The sequence below is a fragment of the Chryseosolibacter indicum genome (assembly GCF_018598585.1).
GTDB classification, from domain to species: domain Bacteria; phylum Bacteroidota; class Bacteroidia; order Cytophagales; family Cyclobacteriaceae; genus Chryseosolibacter; species Chryseosolibacter indicus.
In genome coordinates this window covers 92,358-109,375 of the sequence record NZ_JAHESD010000002.1, presented here as the reverse complement: position 1 = coordinate 109,375, position 17,018 = coordinate 92,358, and the positions used below count along the sequence as shown (strand labels likewise).

Genomic DNA, 17,018 nt, shown 5'->3' with positions numbered 1-17,018 from the left:
ACGACCTTAAATAATCCTTAAATTTTAATGAAAGGAAAACTCAGCCTGAATATATGGTCTTCATTAATGAAAGTATATGACACACTTCCATGTAGTGTATTCATGATTTGTGCTACAAGTGACAAGCCCAATCCACTACCTGGCTTCTCCTGCTGCTTTGATTGCCTATAGAAAGGCTCGAAAATTTCTTTAGGTAATTCTTCAAATCCTTTATTTGAAAAAAGTACAATTAAACTTTCGTTTTCGAATAGTATTTTAATCAGTAAAGTATCCGTTTCCGAATACAAGGCTGCGTTCCTAATTAGATTTTTAAGGCATACCTTCATTAACATGTCGTTCCCAACAACTACGAGTTGTTTATCAGAAGTGATTGATTCAGCTATATCGACTTCAACGTGAAGCGCAGGAAACCGCTCCTTCTCTTCAGCAACACTCTTATCGAGTATCTCATCTATTCGAATTGATGTTTTGTGAATCGGCAACTCTGACTGAAGCCTTTGCATTAATAACAACGACTCTACCAGAGAAGCTTGACCCTGAACATCCTCCATTATGGAGTTAATAATTTGATAAGCTTGCCTGTCGGCACTATGTAAGTCCTGCAGCTTTTCCAGTTTTCCGTGAATCAAAGCAAGGGGAGTTTTTAATTCATGAGAAGCATTTCTCACAAATGACCGCTGCGATTCGAATGCTTTAAAAAGACGGCCCAACATCTGGTTGTAATTCACCGCGAGCTCATCCAACTCATCTCGGTTTTTTGTTACATTAACAAACTCCCTGAGGTTACTTTCGCTAATAACCTGAATTGATTTATTTAACTGGTCAATGGGATAAAATATTTGATGGATATAAAAATAACTTGACAACGCTATTAAAAAAGTTCCTGCCAGTAAGGCACCTATGACAAGATTACGAAGGTTTTTAAGCTTACTAATTCCATATTGATCATATGCGGACGCAAGTACTACATAGTCATTCCCCCGCTCACGATAATGTACACCAACGACTTCATCCCCATCTTCATCCACATAGAATTTGTCCTCTTTATCACGTATCTGTTCAATAAATGACGTGGAGTAGGGAATTGTCTCGTCATCCAGGCTACTGTAAATTAACTCATTCTTTTCATTGAATACGAGTACTTTTTCATCGTACATTTTATTGATTGTATTACGATCTATAATTTTCAAAAGGTCTCTGTCTATTTCGTTGACTTCTGCTAAAAGTTTTACTGTAGAAAAGCTTTTCTCACGCAAACGCTCGAAAAACTCTTCTCTTCTGAAGTCCGCATAAGAAATGTAGATAAAAGAAAGAATAGCCGTGAGAACGAAGAGGAATAGCCCCACGAAAAGAAGTATAAGCCTCTTTTTATAATTCATGATGTTTGTGACGAAATATAATATCCAAAGCCGGGCTTTGTTAAGATAAACTTATGTTCAAAACCCCGATCGATCTTATTCCTTAAAAAGTTAATGTAAACCTCTATAGTGTTTGGAGTAACACCATAATTAATATCCCATACATTTCGGGCAAGTTCGTCTTTGGATACAATTCGATTTTTATTCTTTACCAAATATTCCAATAAGCTATATTCTTTCGGAGTCAGATGTATTTCCTTTCCTTCCCTTATAACAGTTTTTTTGTTAGGATCAATTATAAGATCAATAAAGGCGTAAGCTTCTTGTAATGCAATGTTCTGTTCTGCCCGTTTCAAAAAAACCCGAACTTTTGCAGTGAGTTCTTTTAAGTGAAACGGCTTAACGAGGTAATCATCAGCTCCATAGTCGAAAGCTTCCATTTTACTTTCTATATCACCAAAAGCGGTAATCATTAAAATAGGAACACGTGCATCTTTCTCCCTCAAATTCCTGCACAGATCCAGTCCGTTTATTTTAGGAAGATTGATATCAAGTACAACAAGGTGAAACGTGTCCTTGGAGAAGTACTTCATCGCCATTTGTCCATCATAAGCGCATTCGCATAAATAGCCCTCTTTAGTCAGGTGTAACGATATAGACTCTGACAAGCGATGATCATCTTCAACTATAAGAATTTTTCTCAAAGCGTTAATTATCCTACAAATACTGATCGTGTAAATATAGGAGCTTCCGATGATTACTTGCAACAGAACATATAGCGGGATTGAATTAAAGTAAGTTAGCAATAAAAGAGCAGCTGAATGACAAACCAAGTGCTGCTATTTTACCAACGTTAATTGATAAGGGTTAATTTCATTATAAATGATTTCGTCAATTTCCTGAAGAAATGGTTGCGAAGGAATACTATAAGTTTCATGAAGAAGGACGTTTTCAATAACTTCATGATACTTATCAGCATTAATATTTTCACCCTTTAACAACGTTAATTTATTTCTGATATTCGCTAATTGTTCTTTAGATGCTCGTATATCAAACCTATAATTAATGTAGTTGGGTAGGTCGTTAATCATTCTTTCAAGTATAGAAGATCTATGTTCATTTAATACTTCACGAACCCTAAACAATAATATATTTTCGTTTGCTTCATGGTCTATCTTCTTTACGCCGGTCACAATTCTTATTGTTTTCATAATTGTGTATTTGATTTTAACTACAAACTTAATAAACAATACTAATTTATTTAGTCGTATTAATTATAATTTAACAATTAAATTAGTTCTTATATCCTTGTTAGTAAAGTTTGAAAATCGTATTGCTGACAAATCTCATTAAGTGGCCTATTTATTCTTTTGTTGCTTCTTAAAAAAGTCTTAAGAGTATAAATTGTTTGGGAATATTCCTTTATTGATTACTCACATAGCTGATTGATATCTTACTCTACCCTAGGCATATTCAGAGTAACCTGCCGTGCATTAAAATATTCACACTTTTTTACCCGTTCTTTTAAAGGATTTCAAAGGGATGTATGATTTACTTTAAAACTCACCTCCTTTATCATTTAAATTCTTTCTTCTTTGTATTGTGGTAGAGTACTACTACGAATTTTTTAAGATTAAATTCCTTTAAACCCCACACTATGAATGCTAGCCAAGGCATGGATGCTTCGGTATTAATGCAGAAACTTGTTGAAAGAGAAATCAACACCAATCTTTTAATTGAGTTCTATGATGAAGTGGCTGAGAACGAGAGAATATTCAATGAAATGGTTAAGGATATCTCTACAAAAACAGAAACTGAAGAACGGTTAAAAACAATTAAACACATCGAGCGCTTCTGTGTGTTATTACGGGAGCTACAAGAACACTACGAAGAGTTTTTGAGCACCGAAATATTTTTTTCTACAGAAACAGCGAAGCGTGAAAGCATGGTACATAATGCTTCGAGGTTTCTTGAGCTACTTGAAAAAGAGTGCAATCTACAATTTCCAGATCTTACATAGACAGGCTTATCAATCAGGGAATGATATTTGGAATATCATTCCCTATTCAGGATATCCTTAAAACTTGCTCCCAAAAAGTTTAAATAAAAGGTCCTTATCATTACATCTCACAAAAAGAAGTTGCAAATCGCAAATAGCAGCCTTCCTGAAGGCATTTCCTTAAAACATCCTAAAAACGTACATTCTACTCAAACTAATTCATCTTTAGCGGAGGCATACAGAAAAAGAAATCACTAGCAACCAGTGTTTTTATTAAAAAAACATGAAGACCTTGCACGATGGTTTAAACGTCTGTTTCTAATGGTTCATAAGTTGCATAATGATGATCTTTAACCTGAACTTATGAATATTCTCTTAGTTGAAGATGACGCAATAAACCAAAAGATAGCCTCACAGTTTTTGAGGAAGTGGGGACTTACTGTAACTATAGCGAATGACGGACGGGAAGCACTTAACATCCTTCAACAGCGCATATTCGGGCTGATACTTATGGATATTAATATGCCTGAAATGGATGGATGTGAAACCACCCATACAATAAGATCATCACAGGATCCATACTTTAAAAATATTCCTATCCTTGCTTTTACTGCATCCTCCGTTGCTGATACAAAAGAGAAAGCAGAAAGGCTTGGCATGAATGATTTTGTAAAAAAGCCGCTTGACCCTTCCGACATGCATAATAAAATTAATCATTATATACTTTCAGAATATATAGAAAGCAGGCCATTAAAAATTAAGTTTGAATTGTATGCAGATAGTGACACCACCTTCAAGCAGGAGTTAATAGCATTAATAATCAGTAACCTACGAGAACTCCAGGAGGCATCATACAAAGCACTCTATTCACAAGAAATAAATTTATTTCAAAGCAAGAGCCATAAAATTAAATCGGCATTGATTCTTCTTGATGATCATGAGTACAACATTGTAGTTGAAGATCTTAAACACAGTCTTTCTGCAGACACTAAAGCAGAAGCTATTCAGCAAAAAATTCATAACTTCAACCTTATGACAGAAAGTATTATAAGATCTCTTGAGAATGAGTCTAGTATTCTTGCAGCAAGCTCCTAAATCAAGCATGGGAATGATCAGTAGTCCAGTTAAAACTAAAACAGTTTTTATCATTGCAGTAGCTTTTCTACTCATTACTACTACTATCAAAGCCCAACATAAGAATCTGAAGTTTGAACATATCGGTACAGACATCGGCTCTCACAAAGCAATGTAATATGTACCTTCCAGGACAGCCGAGGATTTATGTGGTTTGGCACGCGAGACGGACTGAACAAATATGATGGTTACGAAATTACAGTGTATAAAAACGAGTTTAATGATCCCTCGTCCATTAGCTCTAATACTATAAATGACATAGTCGGAGATAAAGATGGCAACTTGTGGATCGCGACATGGAAAGGTCTTAATAAATTTAACAGGCAAAAAGAACAATTTGTAAGATATATTAACAACAATGAACGGACCGGAACCATTAGAAGTAACCTTATCAATTGTCTTTCAATAGACGAAGAAGATAATATTTGGATTGGATATGAAGATAACTGCTTTGATCGGTTTAATATCAAAACTAAATCATGAACATTTTAATATTCCTTCAAATGATAATCGTCAGACAATTGTAAAAGAAATTCTGGACGCCAGGACATGTATGTTGTCTATAGGAACTCATAACAACGGCCTCACCATCTTTGACAAAAGACTAAGTCCTTTAAGAATTATAAACGCGGGCCTGCTAATTCAACATCTATCAGTCATAACTCGGTATGGACGCTTATGGAAGACAGTCAGCATATTCGAAAGAACAACCAAAAGGAACCTGTGATTATAGCTATGACAGCAAATGCCTTAGAGAAAGATCGTGAAGAGTGCCTTAAGGCAGGAATGAATGATTATCTTAGTAAACCTATTAAGATCGACGATCTTATTTCAACAGTAGAAAAATGGGCCTCGCTTATCGCTACCGAAAATAGTACTTACCATCGTAATAACAACTTCTGATACTTCTGCATTAAATATAAATAATGCCGCCGCATCGGCACATTTTTTTCCCGTCTGCATCAGTAAAATATACTGACATGAAATTGTGGCGTAGGATTAAAAACTTTGTGTTGTTATTAAAAGATACTTTTATCGTTTTTAAAGAAAGAGATCCCTTTAACAACAGTATTATAATTGCTTGGTATACTATTTTCTCTTTACCTGGACTTCTTGTTATTATAATTAATTTAGCGGGCTATTTTTTTGGTGACGAAGCAGTAACAAATCAATTAAGTACCCAAATTGGAGGTCTCGTTGGTGGTAATACGGCAAACGATGTACAACAAATGGTAGCTAAAGCAAGTACCAATAAAGGAACGGTGCTCTCATCAATACTCAGTGCTGCTACTCTTATTTTCGGTGCAACGGGGATTTTTTACCAATTGCAGCAAATTCTTAACAAGATGTGGGAAGTTAAACCGAAACCTAAACAAGCGATTGTAAAACTTATCAGAGATCGCGTTTTCTCATTCGGTTTAATTCTGGTAATTGGCTTTCTTCTTCTCGTTTCCCTTGTACTTTCCGCTGCTCTCTCAGCTGTAAGTGATTGGGTTGCCTCTCATTTAAGTGATGCATTAGTGGTAGTCTTCAGGGCAGCAGACATAGTTATTTCGTTGGGAATTGTCACGCTGCTTTTTGCTTCGATATATAAATTTTTACCAGATGCAAAAATTCGATGGAAAGACGTTTGGGTGGGTGCATTGCTCACCTCTCTCTTGTTTGTAGTAGCGAAGTTTGCGCTAGGTCTTTATTTCGGAAATTCTGATCCCGGTTCAACTTATGGGGCGGCGGGTTCTGTTATACTAATTATGCTTTGGGTCTCTTATGCCGGATTGATTCTTCTGTTTGGAGCTGAGTTCACGAAGGTCTATGCGGACACTTATGGCGTAAAGGTTGAGCCGGTAGAGGGAGCTGTTTCAACAAAAGGTGAAGATGACAATGGTGCTATTTTGAATAAAAAAACATCTAACCAGATGAAGCAACAATTAAATAGGGAGCATCCTGAATCTAAGACTGATCTTGAAACTGAAAGAATGAAACGTAAGGTTGATCATAGTGCTAGAGCCAGACCAGTCGAAAAGAAAACAGACAAAGAAGTTACTGAAGAGCAGTCACAAGCTGCATTAGATGCATTTCACAAAGCTGCCGGGGCGGTAGCAGCACCCTTTGTTTATGCTAAGAGGAAGGGAAGAAATAAAAATCGAAGAAGTGGTGGTGGCAACAGTAACAAGAGTGGCAATAGTGGTACTAGCGACAACGACAAAAATTAATTCGTCCCAATACCGATAATCCAAAAAAGATTTAACGCAGAGGGTGGATCAGCAGTTGACATTACATCAGCTGATCCACTTTCTTGCTTTTCCCAAATCGTTACCCATTGCTTCAATCACTTCTTCTTTTGAAATCGTAATGGCAGTGGCACCGCTTTCCGCACCGCCCAACGGATATTCATAGTGCATTGAAACAGGACCTTTTACGTTGTATTTTGATACAAGTTCGAAGAACTTAACGAAGTCTACATTTCCCTGGCCCAGTGGCACATCTTCGTCAATCCACTTGCCATTCTTTTTAACCCATTGAAAATCTTTCAAATTATATGTCTTGATGTATGGATGTATAATTTTAAAATCATTTACCCATGAGTTCACACCTTCAACAGTAGCATGGCAAACATCAAACTGACAACCTATGTAATCTGGATCAAAGTCTTTTAGCACTTCAAACAGATCCCATACAGAAGCTCCAAATCCAGCACCCGCATGGTTCTGATAGGCTCCGTGAACTTTATATTTTTTATTAAGTGCGGCAATTCTATGAACCTTTGCTTTTATGCTTTTCAGGTTCTCCTGCATTGACAAGTTTTCATCATACTTAAACCAATTGAGCCTATAGAATCTTATCCCTAGATTCCTCATAACACCCAATATTGCCTCCGCTTCTTCATTGGCGTCAGAAATGGCTGTAGTAATTTCATAGATTTCCAGACCTTCTCTTCTTATAGCCTCAGTTGCCTTAGGTAACTCCGTTTTTACGTTTTCAGGTAGAACGTGTCCCTTAGGTCTTACGGTTAAGTCTACGCCATCAAAACCAATAAGTTTTGCGGTCTTTGCTACTTCTGAGTAATCAAGCCAATGAAGGTGCCTGGAGAAAACAGATATGGGGCTCCCTTCTACCTGGACTAACTTTACTCGCTTGCTTTCTGCAAAAGTTTGTGAAAGGGCACTTAGCGCCGCAACTGTTGATGCTAAGCATTTTACGAACTCTCTTCGGCTTGTTTGCATGTTGGCAATTTATTCCTTGTAAGGAAAATAAAAAAGGTACTCGCTATGGGTACCTTTCTTGTTGTCATTTGAAAATTATAATCAGGCAGCTTTTTGCACATTTTCGAGATGTACCTCTTTTTGCCTTGCGATCTTTATTATTTTCAACTTATCCAATAATTTAATTACTTGATAGGTCGGGTCAATTTCGTGCCAACGAATACCACCAAAGTTGGCTCTTGAACCAAACTTATGGTGATTGTTGTGATAGCTCTCTCCCATCATCAGGAAATCAACTGGTAAAAAATTCATTGATGTATCCTTCACTTCGAAATTTCTATATCCATATTTATGAGCAAACCAGTTGATAATAGCACCGTGAACTGGGCTCATCAAAAACTGAATCGGCAACAGTAACCATAACCACCATGTAGTTGCAAACTGCACGTATACAAGGGTATAAATGATGCCCCAGAATAAGCGAGAAGGCCACGAACGCGCAAACTTATCAAAAGCTTCCCATTGGGGAACTCCCTCCGTAAAGCGTTTGTCTGGAATCATGCGCTTGTTTGCAATTGCTGAATAAATGGTTTTTGTCTTCCACATCATATTCCAGATAGTCTCATCATACTTAGGAGAATGTGGATCATCCTCTGTGTCTGCAAATGCATGATGCATTCTATGCATTACTCCGTATCCATAAGGACTTAAGTAATTTGAGCCCTGGAATATCCAAGTCAATACGAAAAATACTTTCTCTGTTGTCTTATTCATCGTAAATGCTCTGTGTGAAGCATAACGATGCAAAAAGAATGTTTGGAAAAACAGCGACAAATACCAATGCGCCACGAAAAAAATCAAAATAACTTCCATGAAAGAAAAAAATTTACAGGTTTTACGGTTTACTCCAGAGCGGCCGTAAAAGGTACGACATGCTCTCGCATATAGGACAACAGGGTGCTCAGTTTGTGACAGATTTATAAAAAAATTTATATTTTTTTTGAAATAGCGGCCGCAATATCGTTTCTCAATTCAGAAACGAATGTACCAATATGATTAAGGTCGCAGGCATTGCTAAAACTTTCGAGAAGCGCAGTTTTTTTCGGCTGGAATACAGCATTCAAATGAGCTTTTTCTTCATTCAGCTTTTTCTTTGCACGGCACAAAAGCTGGCGGCAGTGGTCCTGTTTTTTGTCTAAAATGTCCTGAAGCATCTGGTAGTCAAAATCAAATACTTCCTTTAAAAGATATACAGCACGTTCCAGTGGTTCAAGTTTATCCTGAAGTATATGAAACGCTTCAGCAAGTTTTGCTTCGATGTCAATTCCTGAAAAGTCTGTGTCTTTAAACTTTTCGATGAACTCCGGCCATTGGAAATTGTCTAGGTACTCCTCCTTCTTTCTTTGAAGCGTTTTAATGTGATTAATACAATTATTTCTTACCGATGTTATCAAATAAGCCCTAGTATTCTTAATCTTCTCCTGTTCGGTATTGAGCCATTTAATAAAGGTCTCCTGCACAATGTCCTCAGCATCTGCCTTACATTTAAGCATTTTCATGGCAATGTTCTGAAGCATCGGCTGATATTGCAATATGGTTTGAGCCTGGTTCAATCCGTTTAAAATTTCCCGTAAGATACGCACTGTTTTTAACACAAAAAATAGTTTTACAACCTTCTAACAATTCAAAAAACCCTTCAGCTATTTTTTAAGGACGCTTGATTCTATTTTGTAGAGATTCATAAGAAAAAACCGACATGATGAACCTAAAGATCTTCCTGCTTTTAACCTTAATTTTCTTTGCTTCGATAGCAAAAGGTCAACAGCCTGTTGATAATGTTTCCAGGGAAGTTGTATTCCTACATGTAAATGTAATAACTATGGATTCAGACAAGATACTTGAAGATCAAACGGTCATAGTCCGGAATGGTAAGATTAAACAGATCGGAAACAGTAAGTCTGTTAAGTATCCTAAAAATGCTTTTATCGTCAATAGCAAGGACAAGTACTTAATACCAGGCCTGGCAGAAATGCATGCTCATGTTCCGCCGATAGATGACATCACTCCCATGAAAGAAGTGCTTACTCTTTTTGTTGCAAACGGCATCACTACTATCAGAGGAATGCTCGGCCATCCTAAACATTTAGAGTTAAGAAGTAAAATCAATTCCAGTGAAATTCTCGGCCCTCATTTCTACACTACCGGTCCATCCTTTAATGGCATGAGTGTGCGCTCTGCAGAAGAAGGTGCCGCCATGGTACGTAAACAAAAAGAAGCCGGCTATGACTATTTAAAGCTTCACCCTGGTTTAAGTCGTGAAAAATTTGACGCAATTGCCTCTACAGCCAAGGAAGTAGGAATTCCTTTCGTTGGCCATGTATCATTCGGAGTAGGCGTATGGCATGCTATTGAATCCCGATACTCGTCCATTGATCACATGGATGGATTTATTGAAGGTCTTGTTCCTGGCATCAACAAAATGGTAGAGCAACAAACCGGATTATTTGGAATGAATGTAGCCGATAAAGTTGATACTACACGAATACCGGAGTTAATTCAACAGCTTAAACAAAACAACATCTGGGTAGTACCAACACAATCGCTAGCAGAGCGATGGTTTCATCCTGATTATACTGCAGAAGTTTTTAAAGCTGATCCAAACTTGGTCTATATGAAACCGGAGACCATTGAGCAATGGGTGAATAGCAAGCAAAACCTTGTTAATAATCCTACTTATAATCCAGATAGAGTCCAAGAATTTGTTGCGTTAAGAAGAAAACTTATCCTCAAATGTCAGCGAAACGGTGTAGGGTTACTATTAGGTTGTGATGCACCTCAAATTTTTAACGTTCCAGGTTTTTCTACCCATCAGGAATTGCAGTATCTTGTACTATCCGGTCTGACTCCTTATGAGGCACTTAGGGCAGGAACTGTTAACGTAGCCAAGTATCTCGGCAAAAGTGATAGTGGAATTATCCGGGAAGATGCGGTTGCAGACCTTGTTCTCTTAAATGGCAACCCACTTGTGGATATAAAGCAAACGCAAAATATCGCAGGAGTAATGCTCGGGAACAAATGGCTTGGAAAAAAACACCTAGATGACGAACTGAAAAAATTAAGAAAGAAATAATTACAACTAACCTAAACCTGAATTTTACTATGAGGAAATTTTTCGCACCACTCCTTTTCGCTGTAACCATACAGGCGGGGCTGGCCCAACAGACCCAGAAGCCGGTGCTCCATGGAAAAAACTGGATGGCAATAACTGGCAAACCACTTGCTGCAACAGCAGGAGCAATGATCTTTCAGAAGGGTGGCAATGCTGTGGATGCTTCATGCGCCATGCTTGCTGCTACTTGTACTATGTGGGATGTTTTGAGCTGGGGAGGGGAAACACAAGCTTTGATATATAATCCTAAAACAAGAAAAGTTATTGGCATTAATGCGTTAGGCGTCGCTCCTACGGGTGCCACTGCCGAATTTTTCAAAAGTAAAGGAATGAACTATCCTCCTGAGTACGGACCACTTGCTGCGGTGACCCCTGGTACTCCTGGTGGTTTATGCCTGATGCTTGCAGAATATGGTACAATGAGTTTAAAAGAGGTTCTTGCTCCTGCCATGCAGCTTGCTGAAGGCTATCCAATTGAAACCCAGACTGCAAATAGCATAGAAAGAACAAAAGAACGCATTAAAGAGTGGCCCTATTCGAAAACTGTTTTTCTTCCTCATTTAGGCGAACCTCGAGAAGCACCAGAGGCAGGCGAGATATTTAAACAACCCGATTTATTACAAACGCTTCGCAAGATGATTGAAGCAGAGCAACAAGCATTAAAAAAAGGAAAAAGCAGAAAAGAAGCGATATATGCAGCACAAGACAGATTCTACAAAGGAGACATTGCACAGGAATTTGTTCGTGGTTGCAAAGAACAGGGAGGATTGATTACGCTTGAGGATCTTGCACGATGGAAACCCGTACAGGAAGAACCTTTGAAAGTGAACTACAAAGGAATTGAAGTATACAAGCTTTCTCAATGGACGCAGGGACCGATGATGTTGCAAGCTCTTAACATACTTGAGAATGTTGATCTGAAAAGCATGGGTTTTAACTCTGCCAAGTATATGCATACGCTTTACCAGGTTATGAACATGACTTTTGCCGATCGTGACTTTTATTATGGCGATCCATACTTGGCGCCAGAAGAACCTATTAAGGGATTGCTCTCTAAAGAGTATGCAAAAGAGAGATTGAAGAGTTTAAATTGGGAAAAGAATGATGCAAAAGTAACACCGGGAGATCCCTACCCTTTTGAAGGGAAAACCAATCCTTATCAGGATTATCTGAGACAATGGAGCCATGCATCACTTGACAAGCCTTCAACAGGATTAACTCAGGAATATTTAGACCAGGTTTGGCTGGGTACTACCTCAGTTGAGGCCGCCGACAAAGATGGATGGGTTGTGTCTATAGTTCCAAGTGGCGGATGGATTCCTTCTTGTATCGCAGGACGTACAGGTATAGGTATGAGCCAACGAATGCAAAGTTTTGTTACCGACCCTAAATTAAATCCATTTAATGTTGTTGAGCCAGGTAAAAGACCCCGTGTAACCTTAACACCTACAATGGCATTGAAGGATGGAAAACCTTATCTTTCCTTTGGGGTTCAAGGTGGTGATACACAAGATCAAAATCTTCTTCAATTCTTTCTTAACGTTGTTGAATTCGGTATGAACGTACAAGAGGCAACTGAAGCTTTCAACATAAACACCTATCAATTCTATCTTTCTCTTGGTGGAGAAGACAGAAAGCCAAAACCAGGGAACATCTTACTCCATGAAAGTACACCTCCCTACGTAAGGAAAGAGCTTGTTCAGATGGGATACAAATTGTCGTTTGACGATCGCACCTCAGGACCTATCAACGCCATCTACTTCGATTGGAAACATGGTAGCTTCTGGGGAGGATCTAGTAATCATGGCGAAGACTATGGAATTGGGTGGTAGGAAAAAGTGCATCAGATGACTGCTCAGCTTGATAAAGCAAAAAAGGCAACGAATCAAAGTAAAATGATTCGTTACCTTTTGTATTTATCTTACTACTTATTGCTTTCTAGGTCGCCCAAGTTCTTCCATTACCGGCTTCGGCAAGCGGAATACATCCTTTATATGCACCTGGTACAGGTTCATATTGCAATACCAAAGTTGCTCCAGGTTCAGAAGTAAAGAATCCCAGCATGGTTAACTCTTTCATTGCAAGAATAAAAGGCCTGTTCTGTGCCGACTTAGACTCCTGTTCTGCCTGAATTGCGGCATCGTGTTTCTTTTTAACTAACTCGCTTTGCTGTTCATGGCTTAGCTCAAGAAACGAATCCCCCATTTCCTTCTCTGCCTCCTGACTGAATGCTTTTAAACCTTCAAGAAAAAGGTCCTGGTCTTCCTTCTTGTATACATCTTTTAAAATCAGATCAATAAACCCAGGAACACCTGCATCTTTAGCTCCTGGTGTATCCGTTTTAGGGATAATGATTTCAGCAATCTCTGAAACAATAGCAGCCTGCTCTTCTGAAAGAAAAACAGGCTTCCATCCTAGTTCTGGCTTTGCTTTACAACCTTTAAGAACGGCAGCAATAGCAGGGGCTGATACTATGCCCCCCATGATCCATGCAGTTCGTCTAATAGCTTCTCTACGATCCATAGCTTTTATCGTTAGATTTTAAATTCAATTAAAGATTCTGTCTTTTTAACTCTTTTACTGCATAGTCAACGGCTCGTGCTGTTAAAGCCATGTATGTTAAAGAAGGATTCTGACATGCAGAAGATGTCATTGCCGATCCGTCAGTTACAAACACATTTTTACATGCATGAACTTGATTCCATTTATTAAGAACGGAAGTCTTAGGGTCTCTACCCATTCTAGCGGTTCCCATCTCGTGGATACCTAGACCAACACCAATTTTATTGTCGTAAGTACCAACATTCTTAAAACCAGCAGCAGAAAGCATCTCAGCAGCATCATTAGCCATATCTACACGCATCTTGTATTCATTCTCTTTCAATTCCGCGTCGAAAGTTAATGTTGGTAAGCCATGCTTGTCTTTAAGATCCTTATTAAGTGTAACTCGGTTTTCGTGATAAGGAAGAATTTCTCCAAAACCTCCCATACCTACTGTCCAAGAGCCAGGTTTGCTTACGGCCTCCTTTAATGCGGCACCAATGCTTAATTCTTTAACCATTGATGACCAGCCTTGACGGCTTGCTCCCCCTTGATATCCGAAACCTCTAATGTAGTCACGCTTGTCTTTACCTACATTTCTATATCTAGGAATGTAGAAACCATTTGCGCGTCTTCCTGAATAATATTTATCATCAAAACCCTCCACCTGTGCCGATGCGCCAACACTCAAGTGGTGATCCATAATGTTACAACCTAGTTCACCACTATCATTTCCAAATCCGTTAGGGAAACGATTTGAAATTGAATTAAGCATGATGAATGTTGATCCAAAAGTTGAAGCACACAGGAATATTACTTTTGCATAAAACTCCATCTCTTCACCTGATTCTGCATCAAGTACCTTAACACCTGTCGCCTTACCCTGCTTCTCATCATAAATCAATTCGGAAACAATAGAATTTGGACGTAAGGTCATATTACCAGTTTTCTCAGCAGCAGGTAACGTTGAAGAGTTACTGCTAAAATATCCTCCATAAGGACAACCTCTGATACAAAGGTTCCTAAACTGGCACGTGCCACGTTGAGGGCTATGAGGAAGTGGTGCTGTTGCATGAGCTGTTCTTCCAATTGTAAGCGCTCTACCAAACTTATCGCCTAAGCTTTTCTTAAGCTCAAGTTCAACACAGTTCAGCTCCATTGGCGGAAGAAACTTACCATCGGGCAATTGTGGTAGTCCGTCTTTATTACCGCTTACCCCTATAAAAGTTTCCACATAATCATACCATGGAGCAAGATCGTTATACCGAATAGGCCAATCAACCGCAATCCCATCCTTCGCATTGGCTTCAAAATCTAGATCACTTAGACGATAGCTTTGGCGACCCCACATAATTGAACGACCACCAACGTGATATCCACGCATCCAATCGAATCGTTTTACTTCAGTATATGGGTTTTCAAGGTCGTTAACAAACCAATGTTTTGATGATTGACGGATCGTATATCCTGTTCTGTTTTGTACAGCTTGCTTTTTAAGATCTTCTTGCGTCGGGCGATCTGCGTTTGGGAAATCCCACGGATCTTTAGTGGCGGTAGGATAATCGGGATGTTTTACCATCCTGCCTCTCTCAAGCACAAGCGTTTTAAGGCCCTTCTCAGTTAATTCTTTGGCGGCCCAACCACCACTGATACCTGTACCAACGACAATTGCATCATAGGTGTTCTTCTTTTCTGCGTCTACGTTCAGGAACATGTCAATTAAAGTTTGCGCTAAATTTAAACGATTGAACCGATTAATTTCGCATAATTTGATGCCGTTAAAATAAAATTTAACAGGTTTTAACATATTCTTAAAGATTTCCCTCCTTTTTCTTTAAAAACAACAGGAAAGGAAAAGTCTTTTCTTCATAATCAGGTTAAAAGAGACAGGCCTTTGGCGGAGTTTAACAATACTACCCAAAAGTGTAAGCAATACGCAATGAACAGATGTTTTTATAATGGAAGTTTAGAAGGTGTTTACGTCCGACCTTATGGAGACGTAGGGTGATTATATTGCTTACTTAGCAGTTCATATCTGACCACCAATGTCGGTACTTTATATAGGGGTATAAGGGATTGGTGAACATTAAATTAATAACTCTTCTCAAGCCCTTCTATTTTGGAAGGCTATTGCTTCAATCCTCCCCAAAACCTACCTATGTGCAATGACTGTATTCAGTAAAGGCATCAAAAATAAATCTCTTGAGCCAACCGATATGTATTTGCATGCGCTTCTATAATGTCTCTGAAATCGGGAGAGTATCCTCCGCCCATGCTGGCTACTAACGGAATTTTGTTTTTGTAAGCCAAGGTTAGAACAAGACGGTCGCGTTGCTTGCACCCCTCGCGTGATACACTTAGCCGACCAAGTTTGTCAGTAGATAAAATATCAACACCGGATTGAAAAAAGATAAAATCGGGCTGAAAAGTATCAAAGATGTTTTTCAAGTTAGCATCGAGCGTCTTGAGATAAAAAGCATCATCAGTAAAATCAGCAAGGGCAATATCAAGGTCAGATTTTTCTTTGATGAGGGGATAATTGTTTGCACCGTGCATGCTAAATGTGAACACTCGCGGCTCGTCTTTGAATATCTCTGCTGTGCCATTGCCCTGATGCACATCCAGATCAATAACCAATATCCTTTCTGCCTGCTTTTGTTCCAGCAAATAATTTGCTGCAATTGCAATATCATTCAGTAAACAAAAGCCTTCTCCTCTGTTCGTAAATGCATGATGTGTACCCCCTGCAATATTCATAGATATACCAAACTCAAACGCAGAGTGGGTACATAGCAATGTTCCATTCATGATTGTTACTTCACGATTAACCAGTTCTTCTGTCAGCGGAAAACCCGTTCTTCTTATCTCTTTTGGTGTTAACGAAAGTGTTCTGAGTTTATACCAGTATTCTTCTTTATGTGTTCGAGATATCCATTTTTCTTCAATTGGCAGAGGTCGAAAAAGGTTCTCTTCCCTGATTGTACCTTCATGAAGAAGCTGTTGTGGCAAGACTTCGTATTTACTCATCGGGAATCGATGATTTGGAGGTAGCGATAAAACGTAATTTTCTGTCCAGGCGATTTTTAACATAGTTGGCAGTCTTTCTTTTACAGAAGTTTCGATAATGCAACTGCCAACTTAAAACAAAAATGTCACATTAATGTTCATGCTCCTCCCTATGACCATGTCCGCCGTACCAATCTTCCTGGATAGAATGAAACAAGTCATGTACCTTCGTTAACTGCTCACCTACAGCCTTATCCTCACCTGTCTGTACCACATCAGCCAATACTTCTGTTTCGCTTTTCAGTGTCTGAAGTTTTGTCTTCATCCCTTCATTATCTACTTTTTGGGGAAGTGGTGAGCTAGTCCATTTATCTGCAGCCGCATAAAGCTCTTTTGCTTTTGACTTTATTGGCGCAAGGTCTGCTGAATCTTTATATGGATGAAAAGTTTCTGCCATTACCATATGAAAATCATCCATTTCCTTCCAATTATTGCTAGATGATGTTTGCTCTTCCTGCGTGCTATCTTCTTTTTTTGTACCACAAGAATATATTGTGAGTACAGCGCAGATCAAAATACATAGTTTAAATATTTGCTTTAGATTCATA

Annotated in this window: 18 protein-coding genes; 8 read left to right on the top strand and 10 right to left on the bottom strand. The window is 38.6% G+C overall.

The window, feature by feature from the left end; genetic code table 11:
• Positions 1-17: 17 nt before the first annotated feature.
• The 3 genes from KK060_RS01275 to KK060_RS01265 form a co-directional block, all read right to left on the bottom strand.
• Entirely contained in the window at positions 18-1,379 is a 1,362-nt protein-coding gene (locus KK060_RS01275; protein WP_254151586.1) for a sensor histidine kinase, read from the bottom strand.
• Positions 1,376-2,062, bottom strand: coding sequence for a response regulator transcription factor (locus KK060_RS01270; RefSeq protein ID WP_254151585.1), 687 nt, complete (start codon positions 2,060-2,062; stop codon positions 1,376-1,378). Before KK060_RS01270 ends, KK060_RS01275 begins: the two co-directional genes overlap by 4 nt.
• Positions 2,063-2,197: 135 nt before the next feature.
• Entirely contained in the window at positions 2,198-2,569 is a 372-nt protein-coding gene (locus tag KK060_RS01265; protein ID WP_254151584.1) for a hypothetical protein, read from the bottom strand.
• Between the two features lie 446 nt (positions 2,570-3,015).
• Here KK060_RS01265 and KK060_RS01260 point away from each other — a divergent pair, with 446 nt between their 5' ends.
• The 6 genes from KK060_RS01260 to KK060_RS01235 all read left to right on the top strand — a co-directional run bounded on the left by KK060_RS01260 (position 3,016) and on the right by KK060_RS01235 (position 6,704).
• On the top strand, positions 3,016-3,378 hold the full coding sequence (locus KK060_RS01260) for a hypothetical protein (RefSeq protein ID WP_254151583.1): 363 nt from the start codon (positions 3,016-3,018) through the stop codon (positions 3,376-3,378).
• 342 nt (positions 3,379-3,720) lie between these two features.
• Positions 3,721-4,452: a response regulator gene (locus KK060_RS01255; RefSeq protein ID WP_254151582.1), complete on the top strand. Its 732-nt coding sequence runs from the start codon at positions 3,721-3,723 to the stop codon at positions 4,450-4,452.
• The gene (locus KK060_RS01250; protein WP_254151659.1) at positions 4,421-4,609 is read left to right on the top strand and encodes a hypothetical protein; all 189 of its coding nucleotides are present in this window, start codon (positions 4,421-4,423) and stop codon (positions 4,607-4,609) included. The genes KK060_RS01255 and KK060_RS01250 overlap by 32 nt, the downstream gene beginning before the upstream one ends.
• Before the next feature lie 29 nt (positions 4,610-4,638).
• Positions 4,639-4,974, top strand: a complete 336-nt coding sequence (locus KK060_RS01245; RefSeq protein WP_254151581.1) for a two-component regulator propeller domain-containing protein — start codon at positions 4,639-4,641, stop codon at positions 4,972-4,974.
• Between the two features lie 195 nt (positions 4,975-5,169).
• The gene (locus tag KK060_RS01240) at positions 5,170-5,394 is read left to right on the top strand and encodes a response regulator (protein WP_254151580.1); all 225 of its coding nucleotides are present in this window, start codon (positions 5,170-5,172) and stop codon (positions 5,392-5,394) included.
• A 77-nt stretch (positions 5,395-5,471) separates the two neighbouring features.
• Entirely contained in the window at positions 5,472-6,704 is a 1,233-nt protein-coding gene (locus tag KK060_RS01235) for a YihY/virulence factor BrkB family protein (RefSeq protein ID WP_254151579.1), read from the top strand.
• 66 nt (positions 6,705-6,770) lie between these two features.
• Here the strand turns inward: KK060_RS01235 and KK060_RS01230 are convergent, their stop codons facing one another.
• From KK060_RS01230 to KK060_RS01220, 3 genes are all read right to left on the bottom strand, one after another.
• Positions 6,771-7,715, bottom strand: a complete 945-nt coding sequence (locus tag KK060_RS01230) for a sugar phosphate isomerase/epimerase family protein (RefSeq protein WP_254151578.1) — start codon at positions 7,713-7,715, stop codon at positions 6,771-6,773.
• 81 nt (positions 7,716-7,796) lie between these two features.
• On the bottom strand, positions 7,797-8,567 hold the full coding sequence (locus tag KK060_RS01225; RefSeq protein WP_254151577.1) for an acyl-CoA desaturase: 771 nt from the start codon (positions 8,565-8,567) through the stop codon (positions 7,797-7,799).
• A 116-nt stretch (positions 8,568-8,683) separates the two neighbouring features.
• The gene (locus KK060_RS01220; protein ID WP_254151576.1) at positions 8,684-9,349 is read right to left on the bottom strand and encodes a sigma-70 family RNA polymerase sigma factor; all 666 of its coding nucleotides are present in this window, start codon (positions 9,347-9,349) and stop codon (positions 8,684-8,686) included.
• A gap of 101 nt (positions 9,350-9,450) precedes the next feature.
• On the opposite strand from KK060_RS01220, the gene KK060_RS01215 reads away from it, so the two are divergent.
• Both KK060_RS01215 and KK060_RS01210 read left to right on the top strand, forming a co-directional pair.
• Entirely contained in the window at positions 9,451-10,824 is a 1,374-nt protein-coding gene (locus KK060_RS01215) for an amidohydrolase family protein (protein ID WP_367397451.1), read from the top strand.
• A 29-nt stretch (positions 10,825-10,853) separates the two neighbouring features.
• Positions 10,854-12,695, top strand: a complete 1,842-nt coding sequence (locus tag KK060_RS01210; protein ID WP_254151575.1) for a gamma-glutamyltransferase family protein — start codon at positions 10,854-10,856, stop codon at positions 12,693-12,695.
• A gap of 106 nt (positions 12,696-12,801) precedes the next feature.
• Here the strand turns inward: KK060_RS01210 and KK060_RS01205 are convergent, their stop codons facing one another.
• The 4 genes from KK060_RS01205 to KK060_RS01190 form a co-directional block, all read right to left on the bottom strand.
• Positions 12,802-13,386 (bottom strand): gluconate 2-dehydrogenase subunit 3 family protein, encoded by a 585-nt coding sequence (locus KK060_RS01205; protein WP_254151574.1) that lies wholly within the window; start codon positions 13,384-13,386, stop codon positions 12,802-12,804.
• A 28-nt stretch (positions 13,387-13,414) separates the two neighbouring features.
• Complete coding sequence (locus KK060_RS01200; protein ID WP_254151573.1) at positions 13,415-15,118, bottom strand: GMC oxidoreductase; 1,704 nt, start codon at positions 15,116-15,118, stop codon at positions 13,415-13,417.
• Between the two features lie 473 nt (positions 15,119-15,591).
• Entirely contained in the window at positions 15,592-16,494 is a 903-nt protein-coding gene (locus KK060_RS01195; RefSeq protein ID WP_254151572.1) for a histone deacetylase family protein, read from the bottom strand.
• A 67-nt stretch (positions 16,495-16,561) separates the two neighbouring features.
• Positions 16,562-17,017: a hypothetical protein gene (locus KK060_RS01190; protein WP_254151571.1), complete on the bottom strand. Its 456-nt coding sequence runs from the start codon at positions 17,015-17,017 to the stop codon at positions 16,562-16,564.
• Position 17,018: the final 1 nt, after the last annotated feature.